The 16828-nt window shown below is 68.9% G+C and carries 14 protein-coding genes; 5 read left to right on the top strand and 9 right to left on the bottom strand.

The window, feature by feature from the left end:
- Window positions 1-51: 51 nt before the first annotated feature.
- A complete protein-coding gene (locus ACXIZN_RS26535; RefSeq protein WP_457957578.1) occupies window positions 52-1173 on the bottom strand; it encodes a helix-turn-helix domain-containing protein in 1122 nt (373 codons plus the stop codon).
- Between the two features lie 144 nt (window positions 1174-1317).
- Between ACXIZN_RS26535 and ACXIZN_RS26530 the strand changes: the two genes are divergently transcribed.
- Genes ACXIZN_RS26530 through htpG form a run of 4 tightly spaced genes read left to right on the top strand, consistent with a single transcriptional unit; the run spans window position 1318 to window position 6690 of the window.
- The gene (locus tag ACXIZN_RS26530) at window positions 1318-2544 is read left to right on the top strand and encodes a YncE family protein (RefSeq protein ID WP_457957577.1); all 1227 of its coding nucleotides are present in this window, start codon (window positions 1318-1320) and stop codon (window positions 2542-2544) included.
- Complete coding sequence (locus tag ACXIZN_RS26525) at window positions 2541-3158, top strand: hypothetical protein (RefSeq protein WP_457957575.1); 618 nt, start codon at window positions 2541-2543, stop codon at window positions 3156-3158. Before ACXIZN_RS26530 ends, ACXIZN_RS26525 begins: the two co-directional genes overlap by 4 nt.
- 50 nt (window positions 3159-3208) lie before the next feature.
- Entirely contained in the window at window positions 3209-4795 is a 1587-nt protein-coding gene (locus tag ACXIZN_RS26520; RefSeq protein ID WP_457957573.1) for an alkaline phosphatase D family protein, read from the top strand.
- A gap of 29 nt (window positions 4796-4824) precedes the next feature.
- Window positions 4825-6690, top strand: coding sequence for a molecular chaperone HtpG (htpG, locus tag ACXIZN_RS26515; RefSeq protein ID WP_457957572.1), 1866 nt, complete (start codon window positions 4825-4827; stop codon window positions 6688-6690).
- Between the two features lie 64 nt (window positions 6691-6754).
- On the opposite strand, the gene ACXIZN_RS26510 is transcribed toward htpG, so the two are convergent.
- The 8 genes from ACXIZN_RS26510 to ACXIZN_RS26475 all read right to left on the bottom strand — a co-directional run bounded on the left by ACXIZN_RS26510 (window position 6755) and on the right by ACXIZN_RS26475 (window position 15779).
- Window positions 6755-8770 (bottom strand): iron ABC transporter permease, encoded by a 2016-nt coding sequence (locus ACXIZN_RS26510; RefSeq protein WP_457957570.1) that lies wholly within the window; start codon window positions 8768-8770, stop codon window positions 6755-6757.
- Window positions 8770-9744, bottom strand: coding sequence for an ABC transporter substrate-binding protein (locus tag ACXIZN_RS26505; RefSeq protein ID WP_457957568.1), 975 nt, complete (start codon window positions 9742-9744; stop codon window positions 8770-8772). The genes ACXIZN_RS26510 and ACXIZN_RS26505 overlap by 1 nt, the downstream gene beginning before the upstream one ends.
- A gap of 17 nt (window positions 9745-9761) precedes the next feature.
- Window positions 9762-10577 (bottom strand): ABC transporter ATP-binding protein, encoded by an 816-nt coding sequence (locus ACXIZN_RS26500; RefSeq protein WP_457957566.1) that lies wholly within the window; start codon window positions 10575-10577, stop codon window positions 9762-9764.
- A gap of 72 nt (window positions 10578-10649) precedes the next feature.
- A complete protein-coding gene (locus ACXIZN_RS26495) occupies window positions 10650-11519 on the bottom strand; it encodes a metal ABC transporter permease (RefSeq protein WP_457957564.1) in 870 nt (289 codons plus the stop codon).
- Window positions 11516-12259, bottom strand: coding sequence for a metal ABC transporter ATP-binding protein (locus ACXIZN_RS26490; RefSeq protein WP_457957562.1), 744 nt, complete (start codon window positions 12257-12259; stop codon window positions 11516-11518). Before ACXIZN_RS26490 ends, ACXIZN_RS26495 begins: the two co-directional genes overlap by 4 nt.
- Window positions 12256-13170, bottom strand: coding sequence for a metal ABC transporter substrate-binding protein (locus ACXIZN_RS26485; protein WP_457957560.1), 915 nt, complete (start codon window positions 13168-13170; stop codon window positions 12256-12258). Before ACXIZN_RS26485 ends, ACXIZN_RS26490 begins: the two co-directional genes overlap by 4 nt.
- Window positions 13171-13218: 48 nt before the next feature.
- Window positions 13219-15318 (bottom strand): heterodisulfide reductase-related iron-sulfur binding cluster, encoded by a 2100-nt coding sequence (locus ACXIZN_RS26480; protein WP_457957558.1) that lies wholly within the window; start codon window positions 15316-15318, stop codon window positions 13219-13221.
- A 23-nt stretch (window positions 15319-15341) separates the two neighbouring features.
- Window positions 15342-15779, bottom strand: a complete 438-nt coding sequence (locus ACXIZN_RS26475) for a hypothetical protein (protein ID WP_457957556.1) — start codon at window positions 15777-15779, stop codon at window positions 15342-15344.
- A 448-nt stretch (window positions 15780-16227) separates the two neighbouring features.
- Between ACXIZN_RS26475 and ACXIZN_RS26470 the strand changes: the two genes are divergently transcribed.
- Window positions 16228-16812, top strand: a complete 585-nt coding sequence (locus ACXIZN_RS26470) for a hypothetical protein (protein ID WP_457957554.1) — start codon at window positions 16228-16230, stop codon at window positions 16810-16812.
- Window positions 16813-16828 lie beyond the last annotated feature (16 nt).

Below are 16828 nucleotides of genomic sequence, written 5' to 3'. Positions count from 1 at the left end.
TCCGGGGTGGACTGCCTTCATCGGGTTACACGGACGAGGGGCCCCGGAGGTTCAGCCCGAGCGCCACGTGCGCAGCGCCCACCACCAGTTGACGGTGTGCCGCACATCCGGCGGGTCGAGCGACGTCCCGGTGATCTCGCCCAGCCGGGAAAGGCGATACCGGACGGTGTTCGCGTGGACGTGCAGCGCGGCGGCCGTCTGGTCGAGCCGCCGCCCGTGGTCGAGGTAGGCCAGCGCGGTCGAGACGAGTTGTTCGTGGAAGGGGTCGCCTGGCGTCAGCGCGTTCAGCAGAGTGCCTTCGAGCAGCGCGGCGAGCCCCGGCTGGGCGGCGAGCGCGGTCTCCACGGCCAGATCGGCCACCGCGTGCAGACCGCGGGACCCCGCGGCCGACGGCAGGACCATCACGCACAGGGCGTACGTGCCGCGGACCTCGGCGAGCGGGACGGCGGGGGAGGCCACCATGAGCACGTCGTCCCCGAGCGCGGACGCGGTGGGCAGCCGCGGCGCCAGCCCGGCCAGCCGCCCTTCGACCAGGCCGAAGACGCCACCCGTCGCGCCGAGCCGTCGCTCGACGACCCGCGCCTGGTACGGATCGCCGACGTCGGTGAGCAGGCAGTGGTATCGCCCACTCGGGTTCAGCCCGGCGTTCGCGACCTCCTCGGCCGAAGGCGCCGTCGTGTCGCCGCCCAGCAACCGCCGCAGCAACCGGGCGCGGCTGTCGTGCACCGTGCGGGAGAGTTCGAGCTCGGCCTCGTGATACCCGGCGATGACCTGGCGTTCGAGCGCGCGGGTGTTCCGGTCGAAATCGACCAGCGTCGCCAGCATGACGTCGTCCGGCACCCCGGCCGCCTTGCCGCGTTCGACGGCGATCTCGACCGCGCGGCTGCGGCCCGCCTGCACCCCGCGCAGCAGAGCGGCGAGTGGCACGCCCTGCGCGGCCCGGTCCGCGCCCAGATCGGCGGCCGCCGCGTAGTCCTGCTCTCCGGCTCCACCCGGCCGGTCGAACGAGGCGAGCCCGGCCGCGAGGACGATCGCGACGTGCCTCCGGTTCTCGCCCACCGGCAGCCGCGCGACCTCGGGCGATTCCGTGCGGGCGGCCCGGACCACTTCGTCGACGACCTCGGCGTCGGCCGCCATCTCGGCCAGCAGGTCGTGGAGCGACCGGTGCGCCATCGCCACCGCCTTCCCGCGCGGATTGTGCGCGGTGCACAACGAAGCCGGCGGTCCTTGGCGACCGTCCCCTACCGAGGGTGTCCGGCCGGTTGGTTTCCTGTGAGCTACCGAAAGGTAACAGGCCCTCGCCGAAAGGTGCGCCCGATGCGGAAACGCCGGTTGCTGAACACTGTCCTCGTGACCTGCCTGGCCGCGGCGCTGGGCTCGGTCCCCGCCGCCGCGGCGGACGACAGCCTGCGCCAGGTCCTCTTCGTCGGCAACAACTGGGAGGGGACCGCGGACATCATCGCGCCCTCCGGCGACTACGCGAAGATCGCGCGCGTGAACATGGTGCCGGACAAGGACGAACGGCTCACCGAGATCTACCTGAACCCGATCAAGCTCGCGTTCTTCCTCGGCATCCGCAACGGCGTCGGCGAGGGGCACGACCAGCTCGTCGACGACCTCTACACGACCCCGGACGGCCGCGCGGTCGTCGCGTCCCGCCCGAGCTTCGCCGACGTCGTGTCGATCGACCTCGCCACCGGCCGGGTCAACTGGCGGTTCCCGGTGTCGGGTTTCCGCTCCGACCACATGGCGGTGTCGCCGGACGGGCGCAGCATCGCGGTGTCGGCCTCGACGTCGAACACCGTCCACGTGCTCGACATCGAGACGGGACGGCAGCTCGGCTCGTTCAAGACCGGCGACAAACCGCACGAGAACACCTACACCGACGGCGGCCGGTACCTCTGGAACAGCTCGATCGGCGAGGTGAACACCGCGCTCGACGCGCCGTGGCAGGACTTCACCAAGGGCGACCGGAAGCTCACCGTGGTCGACGCGAAGACGTTCCAGCAGGTCAAGGTGATCGACATGCGCCCGCGCCTGGACGCCTTCGGCCGCAAGGACCTCTCCGACTCGGTCCGGCCGGTGGCCTTCACCCCGGACGAGTCGAAGCTGTACTTCCAGGTGTCCTTCTTCAACGGCCTCCTCGAATACGACGTCGCCGCCGACCGGATCACGCGGTCGAAGACGCTGCCGAAGAACCCGGGCACCAGCGAGGACCGCACCACCTGGGTCAACGACTCGCGCCACCACGGGCTCTCGATGAGTCCGGCGGGCGACAAGCTGTGCGTCGCCGGGACGATGGACGACTACGCGACCATCGTGGACCGGGCGAGCCTGCGGGAAGGACCGCTCGTGCCCGCCGCGAAGCCGTACTGGGCGACCGTGAGCGGCGACGGAAAGCATTGCGTCATCTCGGAAAGCGCCTCGGACCAGGTGACCGCGATCGACTTCGCGACCGGCGCGAAGGTGAAGTCCGTCCCGGTCGGCGACCACCCCCAGCGCATCCGGATCGGCCACGTGCGCACCGGTACTCTGCGCGGGTGAGCCAAGAGATCTGGGCGGCCCTCGGCGCGACGACCCTCGACGAGGTGCGGCGCCGCGCCGCGGTGATCGACGCGGTCACCGAGATCGAGCCGGTCGAGGTGGACGGCGCGGTGCGGTACGCCTGGAACGACGGCGGCGGCCAGTCGGCGGTCTGGTACTTCACCCCGGACGGGCGCGCGCTGCTGCTGACCTTCGACCACGAGTCGGCGTTGAACCTGTACGCCGAAGGCACCTACGAGGAGCAAGAGGCGCTCTACGGCGGCGTCCCCGAAGACCTCGTCACGCTGGTGCGGAACCGGCCGGAGAACTACGAGTCCCTGAACATCGTCGATGCGGGCACCGGGCAGACGATCCTGTACGCCGGTGGCGTGTTCTGGTTCGACGGCACGAGGTGGGCACAGGCAGAAGGCTTCCTGGACCACTGCCGCCGGGAGGGGCTGGACCCGCTGGGCGAGTCGGGGTTCACCTACTGCCTCGGCGACTACCGGTTCGGCGAGGAGTTCACCTCCGAGCTGATCGTCGAGGACCGGGCCGCCGACGGCTGGTACGAGGACGACGCCGAACGGGAGAAGGCGCTGGCCGAGGTCCGCGAGATCTTCGCGCGGCTCGGCTGAGGAGTCCGCTCAGCGCACGATCTTGGCGTCGCTGTGGCACCGTTTCAGGAATGAGTCTGCTCCTGGGCCCGTTACTGCGGCACGTCGACGACGTGTCGGCGACGGTGTGGGTCGAGACCACCACCGCGAGTGAGGTCGAGGTCCTCGGCACCACCGCGAGGACGTTCGAGATCCGCGGTCACCACTACGCCCTGCTCGTGCTGACGGGCCTCGAACCCGGCTCCTCCCGCGAGTACGACGTGCGCGTGGACGGCGAAAAGGTCTGGCCCCCGGAGGATTCCGGGTTCCCGCCCAGCCGGATCCGGACGTTGCCCTCGGCCGAGTCCCGGGTCCGGCTCGTGTTCGGTTCCTGCCGCAAACCGCACGACGGCGACACCTTCGGCCCGGACGCGCTGGCCGCGTACGCCCGCCGGATGGCCGACGGCGAGGAAACCGAGTGGCCGCAGGCGTTGCTGATGCTGGGCGACCAGGTCTACGCCGACGAGACCACCGACGAGACGCAGGAATGGCTGAAGCGGCGTCGTGACACCTCGAAACCGCCGGGCACGGAGGTGACGGATTTCGAGGAGTACACCCACCTCTACCTCGAAGCCTGGGGTGAGCCGTCGATCCGCTGGCTGCTGTCCACCGTGCCGACGTCGATGATCTTCGACGACCACGACGTCCGCGACGACTGGAACACCTCCCACACCTGGCGGCAGCAGATGCGCGCGCAGCCGTGGTGGCGGGAGCGCCTGCGCGGGGCGATCATGTCGTACTGGGTCTACCAGCACCTCGGGAACCTCGGCCCCGCCGAGCTCGCCGAGGACCCGACCTTCCAGAAGGCCATCGTCTCCGGCGGGGACAACGCCGGCCTGCTCGCCGAGTTCGCCGACGAAGCCGACGACGACCGCGACGGCACCAAGGGCGCGCGATGGAGTTACCGCCGCGACTTCGGCTCCGTGCGGCTGCTGGTCATCGACAGCCGGGCCGGGCGGATCCTGGTGGGCGGCGCCCGGTGCATGGTGGACGACGACGAATTCGACTGGATCGAGGACAACGCCGCGTCGCCCTGTGATCACCTGCTGATCGGCTCGTCGCTGCCGTGGCTGCTGCCGCCGGTCGTGTCCCATCTCCAGTCGCTCAACGAACGGGCCTGTGCGCGCCCCGGCTGGCGGGGCAGGCTCGCGGAGAAGATCCGGCAGGCGGGCGACCTCGAGCACTGGGCGTCCTTCCGCGCGTCGTTCGACCGGCTCGCGGCGATGATCGCGCGCGAGGGACGCCGGGACGATCCGCCCGCCACCATCGCGGTGCTCTCCGGCGACGTCCACCACGCCTACATCGCCGAGGCGCGGTACCCGGAGCCGGTGACTTCGGCGGTGTACCAGCTCACCTGCTCACCGGTGCACAACGCTATGCCGCGGCCGCTCCGGTTGGCCTTCGGTGCCACCTGGTCGGCCCGGCTGGCGTCGCTGGCGCGCCGCTGGGCGGAGCGCGGCGGTGTCGAACCCCTTCCGCTCGAATGGCGGAAGACGTCGGGACCGCATTTCGGCAATGTCATCGCGACCGTCGAGACCGACGGCCGATCAGCCGTCACGACGATCGAACAGGCCACCGGTGAGGGGCTGACCGAGGTGGCCAGGCAGAGGCTGGCCTGACCCGTTTCCACGCTGGGTAATATCGGCGCGTGACAACCTCTGCCGAAACACTCGAGTTCCAGTCGGAGGCACGTCAGCTGCTGCAGCTGATGATCCACTCGATCTACTCGAACAAGGACACCTTCCTGCGGGAACTGGTGTCCAACGCCTCCGACGCACTGGACAAACTCCGCCTCGAAGCGTTCCGTGACAAGGACCTCCAGGCGGACACCGACGATCTCCACATCGAGATCGCGACCGACCCCGAAAACCGCACGCTCACCGTGCGCGACAACGGAATCGGGATGAGCCGGGACGACGTCGTGGCGCTGATCGGCACGATCGCGAAATCCGGTACCGCCGAATTCCTGAAGAAACTGAAGGAGACCAAGGATTCCGCGGCTTCGCAGGATCTCATCGGCCAATTCGGCATCGGCTTCTACGCCAGCTTCATGGTGGCCGACAAGGTCACGCTGCTGACCCGCCGCGCCGGATCGGACGAGGGCGTCCGCTGGGAGTCCGAGGGTGAGGGCACGTACACCATCGAGACGGCGCCGGACCTGCCGCAGGGCACTTCGGTCGTCCTGCACCTCAAGCCCGAGGACGCCGAAGACCAGCTCTTCGACTACACCTCGGCCACGAAGATCAAGCAGATCGTCAAGAAGTACTCGGACTTCATCACCTGGCCGATCCGGATGACCGAGGGCGACGAGGTCGTCACGGTCAACTCGATGAAGGCGCTGTGGGCCCGCCCGTCGTCCGACGTCACCGAAGACGAGTACAACGAGTTCTACAAGCACGTCGCGCACGACTGGAACGACCCGCTGGAGACCATCCGGCTCCAGGCCGAGGGCACCTTCGAGTACCAGGCGCTGCTGTTCCTGCCCGGCCACGCGCCGCTCGACCTGTTCATGCGGGAGCGCAAACGCGGCGTCCAGCTGTACGTGAAGCGCGTCTTCATCATGGACGACTGCGAAGCGTTGATGCCGGAGTACCTGCGCTTCGTGAAGGGCGTCGTCGACGCGCAGGACCTGTCGCTCAACGTCTCGCGCGAGATCCTGCAGCAGGACCGGCAGATCCAGCTGATCCGCCGTCGCCTGGTGAAGAAGGTCCTCTCGACGGTCAAGACCATGATGGCCGACGAGAACCCCTACAAGTACGAGACGTTCTGGAAGGAGTTCGGCCGCGCCGTCAAGGAAGGCCTGCTGGACGACCACGAGAACCGCACCGCGATCCTCGACATCTGCTCGTTCGCCTCGACGAACGATCCCGAGAAGCTCACATCGCTGCGTGAGTACGTCGAGCGGATGAAGGACGGCCAGGAGCACATCTACTACCTGACCGGCGAATCGCGGCAGAGCATCGAGAACTCCCCGCATCTGGAAGCCTTCCAGGCCAAGGGTTACGAGGTGCTCGTGCTCACCGACCCGATCGACGAGATGTGGGTCGACGCCGTCTCCGGCTACGAGGAGAAGCAGTTCCAGTCGGTCGCGAAGGGCGAGGTCGAACTCGACTCCGACACCACCGACGAGCAGAAGGAAGAGTTCTCCGGGCTGCTGACCTGGCTGACGAAGACGCTCGAAGACCAGGTCAAGGAGGTCCGGCTCTCGTCGCGGCTGACGACGTCGCCCGCCTGCATCGTCGGCGACACGAACGACGTCACTCCGACGCTGGAGAAGATGTATCGCGCGATGGGCCAGGAACTGCCGCAGATCAAGCGGATCCTGGAACTCAACCCGGGCCACCCGCTGGTGTCCGGGCTGCGGTCCTCGTTCGCCGAGAAGGGCGAGTCCGAAGGTCTCGCGGAGACCGCGGAACTGCTGTACGGCATGGCTTTGCTAGCCGAAGGCGGCGAACTGGGCGACCCCGCCCGCTTCACCAAGCTGCTGGCCACGCACCTCCAGAAGACCCTGTAGCCCGAAGCGCGTGAAGGCCCCCTTCCCTCGGCTCAGCCGAGGGAAGGGGGCCTTCACGCGCCATCTACGGCCGGGTCTTCCAGAGCACCAGCACGAAATACGGCGTCCCGACCATCGCGATGACCAGGCCCGCCGGGATCTGGGCGGGCGCGATGACCGTCCGCCCGAGGGTGTCCGCGACGCTCACCAGCAACGCCCCGAGCGCCGCGGCCACCGGGAGCACCCGCCCGTGCCGCCCACCGACCAGCGAACGCGCCAGATGCGGCGCGACCAGCCCGACGAACACGACCACGCCGATCGCGGACACCGCGGTGGCCGCCAGGATCCCGGAAGCGCCCAGCACGAGCAGCCGGGACCGCTCGATCCGCATCCCGAGCACGCGCGGGGTGTCCTCGTCGAGGGCGTGCAGATCCAGCTCGCGATGCTTGGCCCACAGCAACGGCAGCAGCGCGAGGAGCGCCAGCGCCACGGGCGCGACCTGCTCCAGCGTGCGGCCGTAGGTCGATCCCGAAAGCCACGTCAGCGCCTTGGCCGAGTTCCACGGGTCGGAGACCACGATCAGCAGGTTGATCAGCGCCATCCCGGCGGACCAGACCGCGATGCCGATGATCACCAGCCGGTCCGAATCCAGCCCCGAACGCCAGGCCAGCCCGTAGACCAGCAGGAACACCACGGCCGCGCCGAGGCCGGCGGCACCGGCGATCGACCAGGCGCCGACGGCGGGGACGATGGTGATCAGCGTGATCGCGCCGAGCCCGGCGCCCGCGGTGATACCGAGCAGCCCGGGTTCGGCGAGCGGGTTGCGGCTGACCGACTGGATCCCGCAGCCCGAAACCGCCAGCGCGGCACCGGCGAGCAGCGCGGCCAGCACCCGCGGGAGCCGTTGGTCCAGCACGAAGGTCAGCGCCGTCCCGGTGTTGCCGGTGACCCAGTTCGCGAGGTCGCCGAGCAGCACCATGCGGTCGCCCAGCATCAGGCCTGCCAGCGGGACGACGGCGAGCAGCGCCACCAGGACGACGGAAATGGCCACGAGCCGCCGGGTCGATCCGGCGACCCCGACACGTCCGGCCGGGGCCGGACGGCGCGAGCCGCTTCCCCGGCCGCGCCGCGCCAGCCACACCATCACGACGGCGCCGACGATCGTGGTCACCACCCCGGTCGGCACCCGCACGGCCTCGGCCGAACCCATGATCGCCCGCAGGACGACGTCGGCGCCGAGCACCGTCACCACGCCGACCAGCCCGGAAACCGGCAGCAGCGCGCGGTGTTTGGCGATCGGCAGCAGCAGCCGCGTGATCACCGGCGCGCTCAGCCCGACGAACCCGACCGGTCCGGCGACGGTCACCGCCGCCGCGGTCAGTGCGACGGTCAGCACGACCGCGCCGACCCTGGTCCGGCGGACCCGGAGGCCGAGCAAGGTCGCGTTGTCGTCGCCGAGGGCGAGGACGTCGAGTTTGCGGCCCATCGCGATGAGCGCCACGACGGCGATCACCACGATCGGCGTCATCTGGGCGGTCGCCCGCAGATCGGAGACGGTGAGCGAGCCGCTGCCCCAGGCGAACAGCCCGTTCGTCTCCTGCTCGAACAACAGCAGCAGCAGGATGGTCACCGAGTTGAGCGCCAGCAGGACCGCCGAGCCCACGAGCACCAGCCGCGGGCTCGCCGAGCCGCCGCCCGCCAGTCCCAGCACGACGACGGCCGCGGCGAGCCCGCCCGCGAACGCCGCCCCGCCCACCGGCACGAGCGGCAGCGAGAGCCCGAACGCGGAGATGGCCACCACGGCGAAATGCGCGCCCGCGTTGACCGCGAGCGTGTCCGGCGAGGCGAGCGGGTTCCGTGCCACGGACTGCATGCCCGCGCCCGCGACGCCGAGCGCGACCCCGAGCAGCAACGCGGCGAGCAGCCGGGGGACGCGCGAACCCTCCAGTACCGCGAGGGTCTGCGCGTCGCCCTGACCGAAGATCGCCTTCACCACGTCCAGCGGACCCGACGTCGAGGTGCCCTGGGTCAGGTGGATGCCGGCGAGGACGGCGATGAGCAGCACCAGTCCCGCCGACACCGCGATGGTGCGGGCACGCATCAGGTCGTGACTGCCTTCACGATCTGGTCGGCGATCATGATGATCGACTTCGGGCCGCCGAAGGTCCACGTCCCGGCCTGCAGCTTGTGGATCTTCTTCGAGACCACGAACGGCAGGCGCTGGTAGACGGCGTTCTGCGCGAGACCGGTGGTGAAGACGTCCTCTTCGGACGCGCTGTAGAACAGCACGGTCTTCGGGTCGGTGAGCGCGGTCAGGCCTTCGACGTCGGTCTGGCCGAGGCCCCACTGCGGGTCGACCTTGCCGGTCCAGGCGTTCTTGAGGCCGACGGCCTCGGCGGTGTCGGAGACCAGCGAGCCCTTGCCGAACGGGCGGATGCTGACGGTGCTGCCTTCGAGGTAGCCGTCGGCCATCAGGAACGGGGTGCCCGCGGCGCCCTTGGCCTCGACGGCCTTCTTGCCCTCGGCGATTTTGGCGTCCATTTCGGACAGTTGCTTGTCCGCTTCGGACTCCTTGCCGACCGTCTTCGCGATCAGCTTGAAGTCCTCGCGCAGGCGGTCGAAGTTACGGCTCGCGTCGCTGGACTTGGTGACCACGACCGGCACGTACTTCTCGATCTGCGGCACCAGCGTCGAGTCGCGCTCCTCGGCCATGATGACGACGTCGGGGTTCAGCCCGACGATCGCGTCGACACTGGGCTCGTTGCGCTTGCCGACGTCCTTGACCTCGGCGGTCAGCGGGGCGGCCTTGTCCCAGACGTTGTAGCCCGCGACGTCCGCGGCGCCGACCGGCATGACACCGAGCGACGCGACCATCTCGGCCTCGCCCCACTCGAGCGCGACGACCCGCTTGGCGGGGGCCTTGAGGTTGACGGCCTTTCCGCGCGCGTCGGTCACCGTGACCGGTCCGCTCGCGGCGGTTTCGCTCGGCGCGACGGCGGTGTTCTCGGTGGTGCCGCAGGCGGACAGCAACAGGGCCGTCGCCGCCACAAGGGCGGCAGGGGTCAGCAAACGCATGGTTCTTCCTGGATTTCTCAGGCGGGCCTGGGCGAATGCCGCCCGAGTGGCCTGCAGTGGATCGCGCCCGTCACCGGGTCGTTCGCGACGTGGACGGTGACGCCGTAGGCCTGGGAGAGGTGCTCGGTGGTGAGCACCTGCCCGATGTCACCCGTGGCCACGATGGTTCCCTCGCTCAGCAGCACGACCTCGTCGGCGATGATCGCCGCGTGGTCGAGATCGTGCAGCACCACGCCGACCGCGACGCCTTCGTTGGCCAGATCGCGGACGACGTCGAGGATCTCGACCTGATAGCGCAGGTCGAGATGGTTGGTGGGCTCGTCCAGGAGCAGCACGGAGGTCTGCTGGGCGAGACAGGACGCGAGCCAGACCCGCTGGAGTTCGCCGCCGGAGAGCTCGTCGACGCCGCGTTCGGCCATCGCCGTCACGCCAGTCAGCTCCATCGCGCGGCGGATCGCGGCGGCGCCGTCGACGTCGACCCCGCGCCAGCCCGAGCGGTACGGGTACCGGCCGTAGGAGACGACGTCACGCACGGAGACCCCGCTCGGGGTGGGACGGTGCTGGGTCAGCAACGTGACCCGCCGGGCGAACTCCTTGCCGGACAACGCGTTGCCGCCCCAGACGGCGCGTTCCCCCAGTCGGACGCCGCCCTCGCGGGGTTTGTGCAGCCGCGCCAGCGAACGCAGGAGCGTCGACTTGCCGGAGCCGTTCGGCCCGACGAGCGCGGTCACCAGGCCGGCGCGCAGCGACAGGGAGACCCCGTCCACCACGGCCCGCTCATGGTGCGCGAGCACCAGGTCATGGCCGGTGAGCAGCGCGTCTTCCGTAGACATGAGGGGAGCCTAACCTAAGGTCGGGCCGGTACCCATGTCACGAGAGACACAGCGCGCGGGGTGATTGCCCGGTTACGCCGCCCGGGCGAGCTCCCGCCGCCGTTTGGCCAGCCGCTTCCCGACGATCCCGTGCCGCGGCCCGAACAGGTACACCAGCGTGAACCCGGCGCCCTGCACCAGCACGATCATCCCGCCGGACGCGGTGTCGAGGTGGTAGCTCAGGTACAGCCCGGTCACCGCCGCGAGCACCGAGAACGACGGCGCGATCACCAGCATCCGGCCGAACCGGTCGGTCAGCAGGTACGCCGTCGCGCCGGGGATGATCAGCATCGCCACCACGAGGATCACGCCGACGACCTGAAGCGCCACCACCGCGGTCAGCGCGAGCAGGCCGAGCAGCGCGGCGCCGAGCACCCGCGGGTTCAGCCCGATGGCGTGCGCGTGCGTGGGGTCGAAGGCGTACAAGGTGAAATCGCGGCGTTTGAGCACCAGCAGGGTGAGCGTGATCGCGCCGAGGACGCCGATCTGGATCAGGTCCGAGGTGTCGACGCCCAGCAGGTTCCCGAAGATGATGTGGTTCAGGTCGGTCTGGCTCGGCGTCACCGAGATCAGCACGAGCCCGAGCGCGAACAACGTGGTGAACACGATCCCGATCGCGGCGTCCTCCTTGACGCGGCTGGTGTCGCGGACGACGCCGATCAGCGCCACGGCGAGGAAACCGAAGACGACGGCGCCCAAGGCGAAGGGCGCGCCGAGGACGTACGCGAGCACGACACCGGGCAGCACGGCGTGCGAGACCGCGTCGCCCATCAGCGACCAGCCGATCAGCACCAGCCAGCAGGAGAGCACCGCACAGACCGCCGACGCGATGACCGTGGACGCCAGCGCCCGCACCATGAAGTCGTAGCCCAGCGGTTCGAGGAACAGATCGTAGAGGCTCACGCGGGTTCTTCTTCCCGTTGCAGGACATCGAGTCCGAAGGCCAGCGCGAGGTTTTCGGGCCGGAGCACCTCGCCGGGGGAGCCGTGCGCGAGCACCTTGCGCATCAGCAGGATCGCCTCGTCGGCCAGGCCGGGCAGCGCGTGCAGGTCGTGCGTGGAGATCAGGACCGCGGCGCCGTCGGCCGCGAGTTCCTTGAGCAGCCGCGTGATCGTGGCTTCGGACCGTTTGTCCACGCCGGCGAACGGCTCGTCCAGCAGCAGGACACGGGCGCCTTGCGCGATGCCGCGCGCGACGAACGCGCGTTTGCGCTGCCCGCCGGACAACTGGCCGATCTGCCGCCCGGCGAGTTCGGTCAGCTCGACCCGCTCCAGCGCGTGGTCGACCGCTTCGTGGTCGGCGCGGCGCGGCCGCCGGGTGAAGCCGAGCCGCCCGTAGCGGCCGGTCATCACGACGTCCCGCACCGACAGCGGGAACGACCAATCGACGTCCTCGCTCTGCGGCACGTACCCGATCACACCGGTCTTGCGGGCGCGGGCCGGGGGGCCACCGTCGATCCACACCGTGCCGGTGTCCGGCCGGACCATGCCCATGATGGTTTTGAACAGCGTCGACTTGCCGGAACCGTTCATCCCGACCAGCCCGCAGACGTGACCGTGTTCGAGCGTGACGTCGACACCGTCGAGCGCGAGGACGTCGCCGTAGTGGACGGTGACGCCTTCGACGCGGATCGCGGCCGTCACGGCTTCGCTCCGGTGAGCGCCGCGACGATCGTCTTCGAGTCGTGGCGGATGAGGTCGAGGTAGGTCGGCACCGGGCCTTCGGGACCGGACAGGGAGTCCACGTACAGGACGCCGCCGAACGCGGCACCGGTCGCGGACACGACCTGCCGCATCGGGGCGTCGGAGACGGTCGACTCGCAGAACACCGCGGGGACCTTGTTCTGCTTGACGAATTCGATGGCGCGGGTGATCTGTTGCGGCGTGGCCTGCTGTTCCGCGTTGACCGCCCAGATGTACCGCTCGGTGAGGCCGGCGTCGCGCGCGAGGTAGGAGAAGGCTCCTTCGCAGGTGACCAGCGCACGCTCGTTCTGCGGCAGGCCGCTCAGAGCACCCGTCATCTCGTCCCGCACCTCCTTCAGTTTCGCCTTGTAGGCGTCTCCGTTGGCCTTGAACACGGCGGCGTCGCCGGAGGAGAGCTCGCTGAACGCCTTCACCATGTTGTCCACGTAGATACCCACATTCGTCGGAGACATCCACGCGTGCGGGTTCGGCTTTCCCTGATAGGCGTCCTCGCCGATGGCGATGGGCTTGACGCCCTCGCTGACCACCCTGTGCGGCGCGTCGATCTCCTTGACGAACTGGGCGAACCAGGCCTCCAGATTCAGCCCGTTGTCGAGGATCAGGTCGGCCTTCGCGGCCTTCTTGATGTCGTCCGGAGTGGGCTCGTAGCCGTGGATTTCGGCGCCGGGTTTGGTGATCGACTCGACCCGGAGCTTGTCGCCCGCGACGTTCGAGGCGATGTCCGCCAGGACCGTGAACGTGGTCAGCACGACCGGCCGCTTGTCGTCGTCGCCTCCGGCGGGACCGCCGCAAGCGGACAGGACGAGTGCGGACGCCGCCAGCGCGCACACGGTCTTGCGCAGATTCGCCATACCGCGAGTTTAGAGTTCGGCACGCCGAACTTCCAACTCTCGTGTGCCTTAAATCTCCGTGGCCGTCCGGTCGCGCTCCTTCACCGTCTCCAGCAGGAGCTGCGAGACGTCGCGCACGGTGACGTTCTCGCCACGTTGCTCGCTCTGCCGCTGCACGAGGCCGTCGTTCAGCATCACGCGGCAGAACGGGCAGCCGGTGACGATGGTTTCGGCGTCCGTGCCGAGCGCTTCGTCGACGCGCTCGAGGTTGATGCGCTTGCCGATCTGCTCCTCCATCCACATCCGCGCGCCGCCGGCGCCGCAGCAGAGCGATCGGTCCGCGTGCCGGGGCATCTCGCTGAGCGTGGCGCCGGTCGCGCCGACGAGTTCGCGCGGCGGCTCGTAGACCTTGTTGTGGCGGCCGAGGTAACACGGGTCGTGGTAGGTCACCGGGCCCGCGTCCACCGGTTTGACCGGGGTCAGCTTGCCCGCGCGGACGAGCCGGTTCAGCAGTTGCGTGTGGTGCAGGACCTCGTAGTGCCCGTCCAGTTGCGGGTACTCGCGGCCGAGCGTGTTGAGGCAGTGCGGGCAGGTGGTGACGATCTTGCGCGTTCCCGGTTCGCGGCCCTCGAACACCGCGTTCAGCGTCTCGACCGTCTGCTGCGCGAGCATCTGGAAGAGGAACTCGTTGCCGGAGCGGCGCGCCGGATCGCCGGTGCACGACTCGTCGGTGCCGAGGATCGTGTACTTCACCCCGGCGAGATGCAGCAGCTCCGCGGTGGCGCGGACGGTCTTGCGGGCGTTGTCGTCGAAAGCACCCGCACAGCCGACCCAGTAGACGTACTCGACGTCGCCGGCGAGTTCGCCGTCGAAGACCGGCACCTCGAAGCCGAGGTCCTTCGTCCACGCGAGGCGGTCGGAGTTGTTCTGGCCCCAGGGATTTCCCTTGGTTTCGAGGTTCTTGAACAGCACGCCGAGTTCGCTCGGGAACGCCGACTCGATCATCACCTGATAGCGGCGCATGTCCACGACGTGATCGACGTGCTCGATGTCGACCGGGCACTGCTCGACGCAGGCGCCGCACGTGGTGCACGACCAGAGGACGTCCGGATCGATGACGCCGAAATCCTCCTTGGTGCCGACCAGCGGACGTTCTTCGGGGGCCTCCTTGCCGTCCAGGATGTACGGCGCCTTTTCGAAGAGGTGGTCCCGCAGGTCCATGATCAACAGCTTGGGGGACAACGGTTTCCCGGTGTTCCACGCCGGGCACTGCGACTGGCAGCGCCCGCATTCGGTGCAGGTTGCGAAGTCGAGCATGCCCTTCCAGGTGAAGTCCTCGATCTTGCCGCGGCCGAACGTGTCGTCCTCGCCCGGATCCTCGAAGTCGATCGGCTTGCCGCCCGACTCCATCGGCAGCAGCGGTCCGAGCGCGTCCGGGAGCCGTTTGGCGGTGACGTTGACCGGCGCCAGGAAGATGTGGAGGTGCTTGGAGTAGAGCACGATCGACAGGAACGCCAGCATCACGCCGATGTGCAGCAGCAGCCCGACGGTCTCCAGCGGTCCGGTGACCGACGGCCCCAGCGGCTCCAGGAGTTCGCCCACGCCGAGGGAGACCCACGCGCCCGACTCGTACGGGAAGACGCCGACCGCCGCCGACGCGCCCCGGAAGAGGAACATCGTCCAGATCACGTTGAAGATCATGAACAGGATCAGCCAGGCGCCGCCGGTGTGCGAGCCGAAGAACCGCGACGCGCGCTCTTTCCGTTCGGGCGCCTGGCGGATCCGGATGACCGCGAAGACCGCGAGCGAGACGAGTACCGCGACCGCGATGAAGTCCTGGAGGAACCCCAGTACCGCCCAATGCCCGATGAGCGGGATGTGGAAGTCGTGGTCGAACAGGGCGCCGTACGCCTCGACGTAGACGGACCCGAGGATCACGAAACCCCAGAACGTGAACAGATGCGCGAGCCCGGGAACGGACCACTTGAGCAGTTTGCGCTGCCCGAAGACCTCGGCCAAATGCGTCTTCGCGCGGACGGCCATGACGTCGGAGCGTTTTTCGTCCGGCTGGCCGGAGCGGATCAGTTTGTAGAGCCAGACGGCGCGGCGGGCGGCGAAAGCGAGGCCGGCGACGGTGATGAGCAGGCCGAGGATCAGACGAACGAGCACGAGTCCTCCGGGGGAGAAACGGCTCAGTGAGAGCCGGTGTAGTACCGGCACGCCTTGCAGGCGTACCGCATTTTGGCCACTCGCCACCGTTTTCGGTAGGCCTCGAGGTGTCCCGGTCGTGGCGGATGCACGCCGAGCCTGCGGTGACGGCGGATCCGCCGTCCCGTTTCGAAGAGTTCGGTCGCCAAGCCGAGATAGGCGCGCCGGAGCGCGATACCCGGCTCGGCGGCGAGATTGTCCCGGCAGAATCGGTGCAGCAGGGCGAGATCGGGGAGACCGGGGGAGGTCACGCCGGGCAGGTGCTCGACGACGCCGAGACCGGGATGCCCTGGGGGAACAGAGAATCTAGCGGGAAGTCCACAATGGACACAGGTGAGCGTGCAGCTCAGACATCGGGTGACATGGCGGATCCGCCGTTCGCGCCGATCCTCGTCGATCGTTTCGCGAACGTGCCACCCCATGGAGCCTCCCAAGACCGTGGTGTGTCCTGTGTCACTCTCAATACTGGAGAGTAGGGCCCGGTCCGGGGGCGCGACAGGTCCAACCGGATGGCTTCCGAGCGGCCGGTCGGCGTAACGCTCCGCACCCGGCCGCCTCTCCCGCGTCGCCTCTCCCCGCATTGAGAGGACTGAATGCGGAGTGGGTCGCCCGACCACGCGAGTTACGTCCTCAAGCACGCGAGTTACGCCTTCGGTCACGCGAGTTACGTCCTCAAGCACGCCAGTTACGCCTTCGGACCGGCCGCGACGCGGCTCCCGGCCCCGGCCAGACCGCATTCAGAGGACTAAATGCGTGAGTGGCCCCGCACGCTTCCGCACACCGTGACCCACTCGTAGCCGAAAACGGCCCGCCCGGCGTCACGCGCTGGTTATAGTCCTGACCCGGGGTAATGGGGGAGGGAACGACGGGATGGGCGGGTTCGTCACCGCGGCTCTGGGGTTTCCGGCCGTGCTCTTCAGCTTCCTGCTGATCGTCGTGATCGGCTACTGGCTGCTGGCGCTGCTCGGTGCCGTCGAGGTCGGCGATTTCGACGGCGGCGACGGGCTCCTGGCGGGCTTCGGCGGCGTCCCACTGTCCATTTCGCTCTCTTTGCTGATCGCATTCACCTGGTTCGCCAGCCTGGCAGGGACGGTTCTTCTCGATGACCTGGAGCTTTCGACGCCATCGAGGATCGGGCTCGGGGCCGGCGTGCTCGCCGTCGCGCTCGTGCTCGGCACACTCGGGACGAGGGTGATCGTGGTGCCGCTACGTCGCGTCTTCGGTCCCGCGAGGGAACCGAGCAGGATGGACTTCGTCGGCAGGGCCGCGGTCATCCGCACCTCGTCGGTCACCCATGACTTCGGGCAGGCCGAAGTCGCCGCCGCCGACGGGTCCACGGCCATTGTGGACGTTCGACAGGCCGGCGAAGGCAACCTGACGGCGGGCAGCCGCGTAGTTCTCTACGACTACGACTCCGAACGCGAGTTCTTCTGGGTCGAGTCCTTGGACATCTGAAGCAGAAAAGGAACAC

This window comes from Amycolatopsis sp. TRM77291 (genome assembly GCF_054166285.1).
Note: the sequence above shows the minus strand (reverse complement) of the source record. Positions and strands in the feature narration are given on the sequence as shown.

Bases quoted from the DNA above. Each gene is read 5' to 3' on its own strand.
- ACXIZN_RS26510 (WP_457957570.1), bottom strand. From the start codon at position 8,770: ATGCGTGCCCGCACCATCGCGGTGTCGGCGGGACTGGTGCTGCTCATC.
- ACXIZN_RS26520 (WP_457957573.1), top strand. From the start codon at position 3,209: ATGAGTCTGCTCCTGGGCCCGTTACTGCGGCACGTCGACGACGTGTCG.
- ACXIZN_RS26505 (WP_457957568.1), bottom strand. From the start codon at position 9,744: ATGCGTTTGCTGACCCCTGCCGCCCTTGTGGCGGCGACGGCCCTGTTG.
- ACXIZN_RS26500 (WP_457957566.1), bottom strand. From the start codon at position 10,577: ATGTCTACGGAAGACGCGCTGCTCACCGGCCATGACCTGGTGCTCGCG.
- ACXIZN_RS26535 (WP_457957578.1), bottom strand. From the start codon at position 1,173: ATGGCGCACCGGTCGCTCCACGACCTGCTGGCCGAGATGGCGGCCGAC.
- ACXIZN_RS26470 (WP_457957554.1), top strand. From the start codon at position 16,228: ATGGGCGGGTTCGTCACCGCGGCTCTGGGGTTTCCGGCCGTGCTCTTC.
- ACXIZN_RS26485 (WP_457957560.1), bottom strand. From the start codon at position 13,170: ATGGCGAATCTGCGCAAGACCGTGTGCGCGCTGGCGGCGTCCGCACTC.
- ACXIZN_RS26475 (WP_457957556.1), bottom strand. From the start codon at position 15,779: ATGGGGTGGCACGTTCGCGAAACGATCGACGAGGATCGGCGCGAACGG.
- ACXIZN_RS26530 (WP_457957577.1), top strand. From the start codon at position 1,318: ATGCGGAAACGCCGGTTGCTGAACACTGTCCTCGTGACCTGCCTGGCC.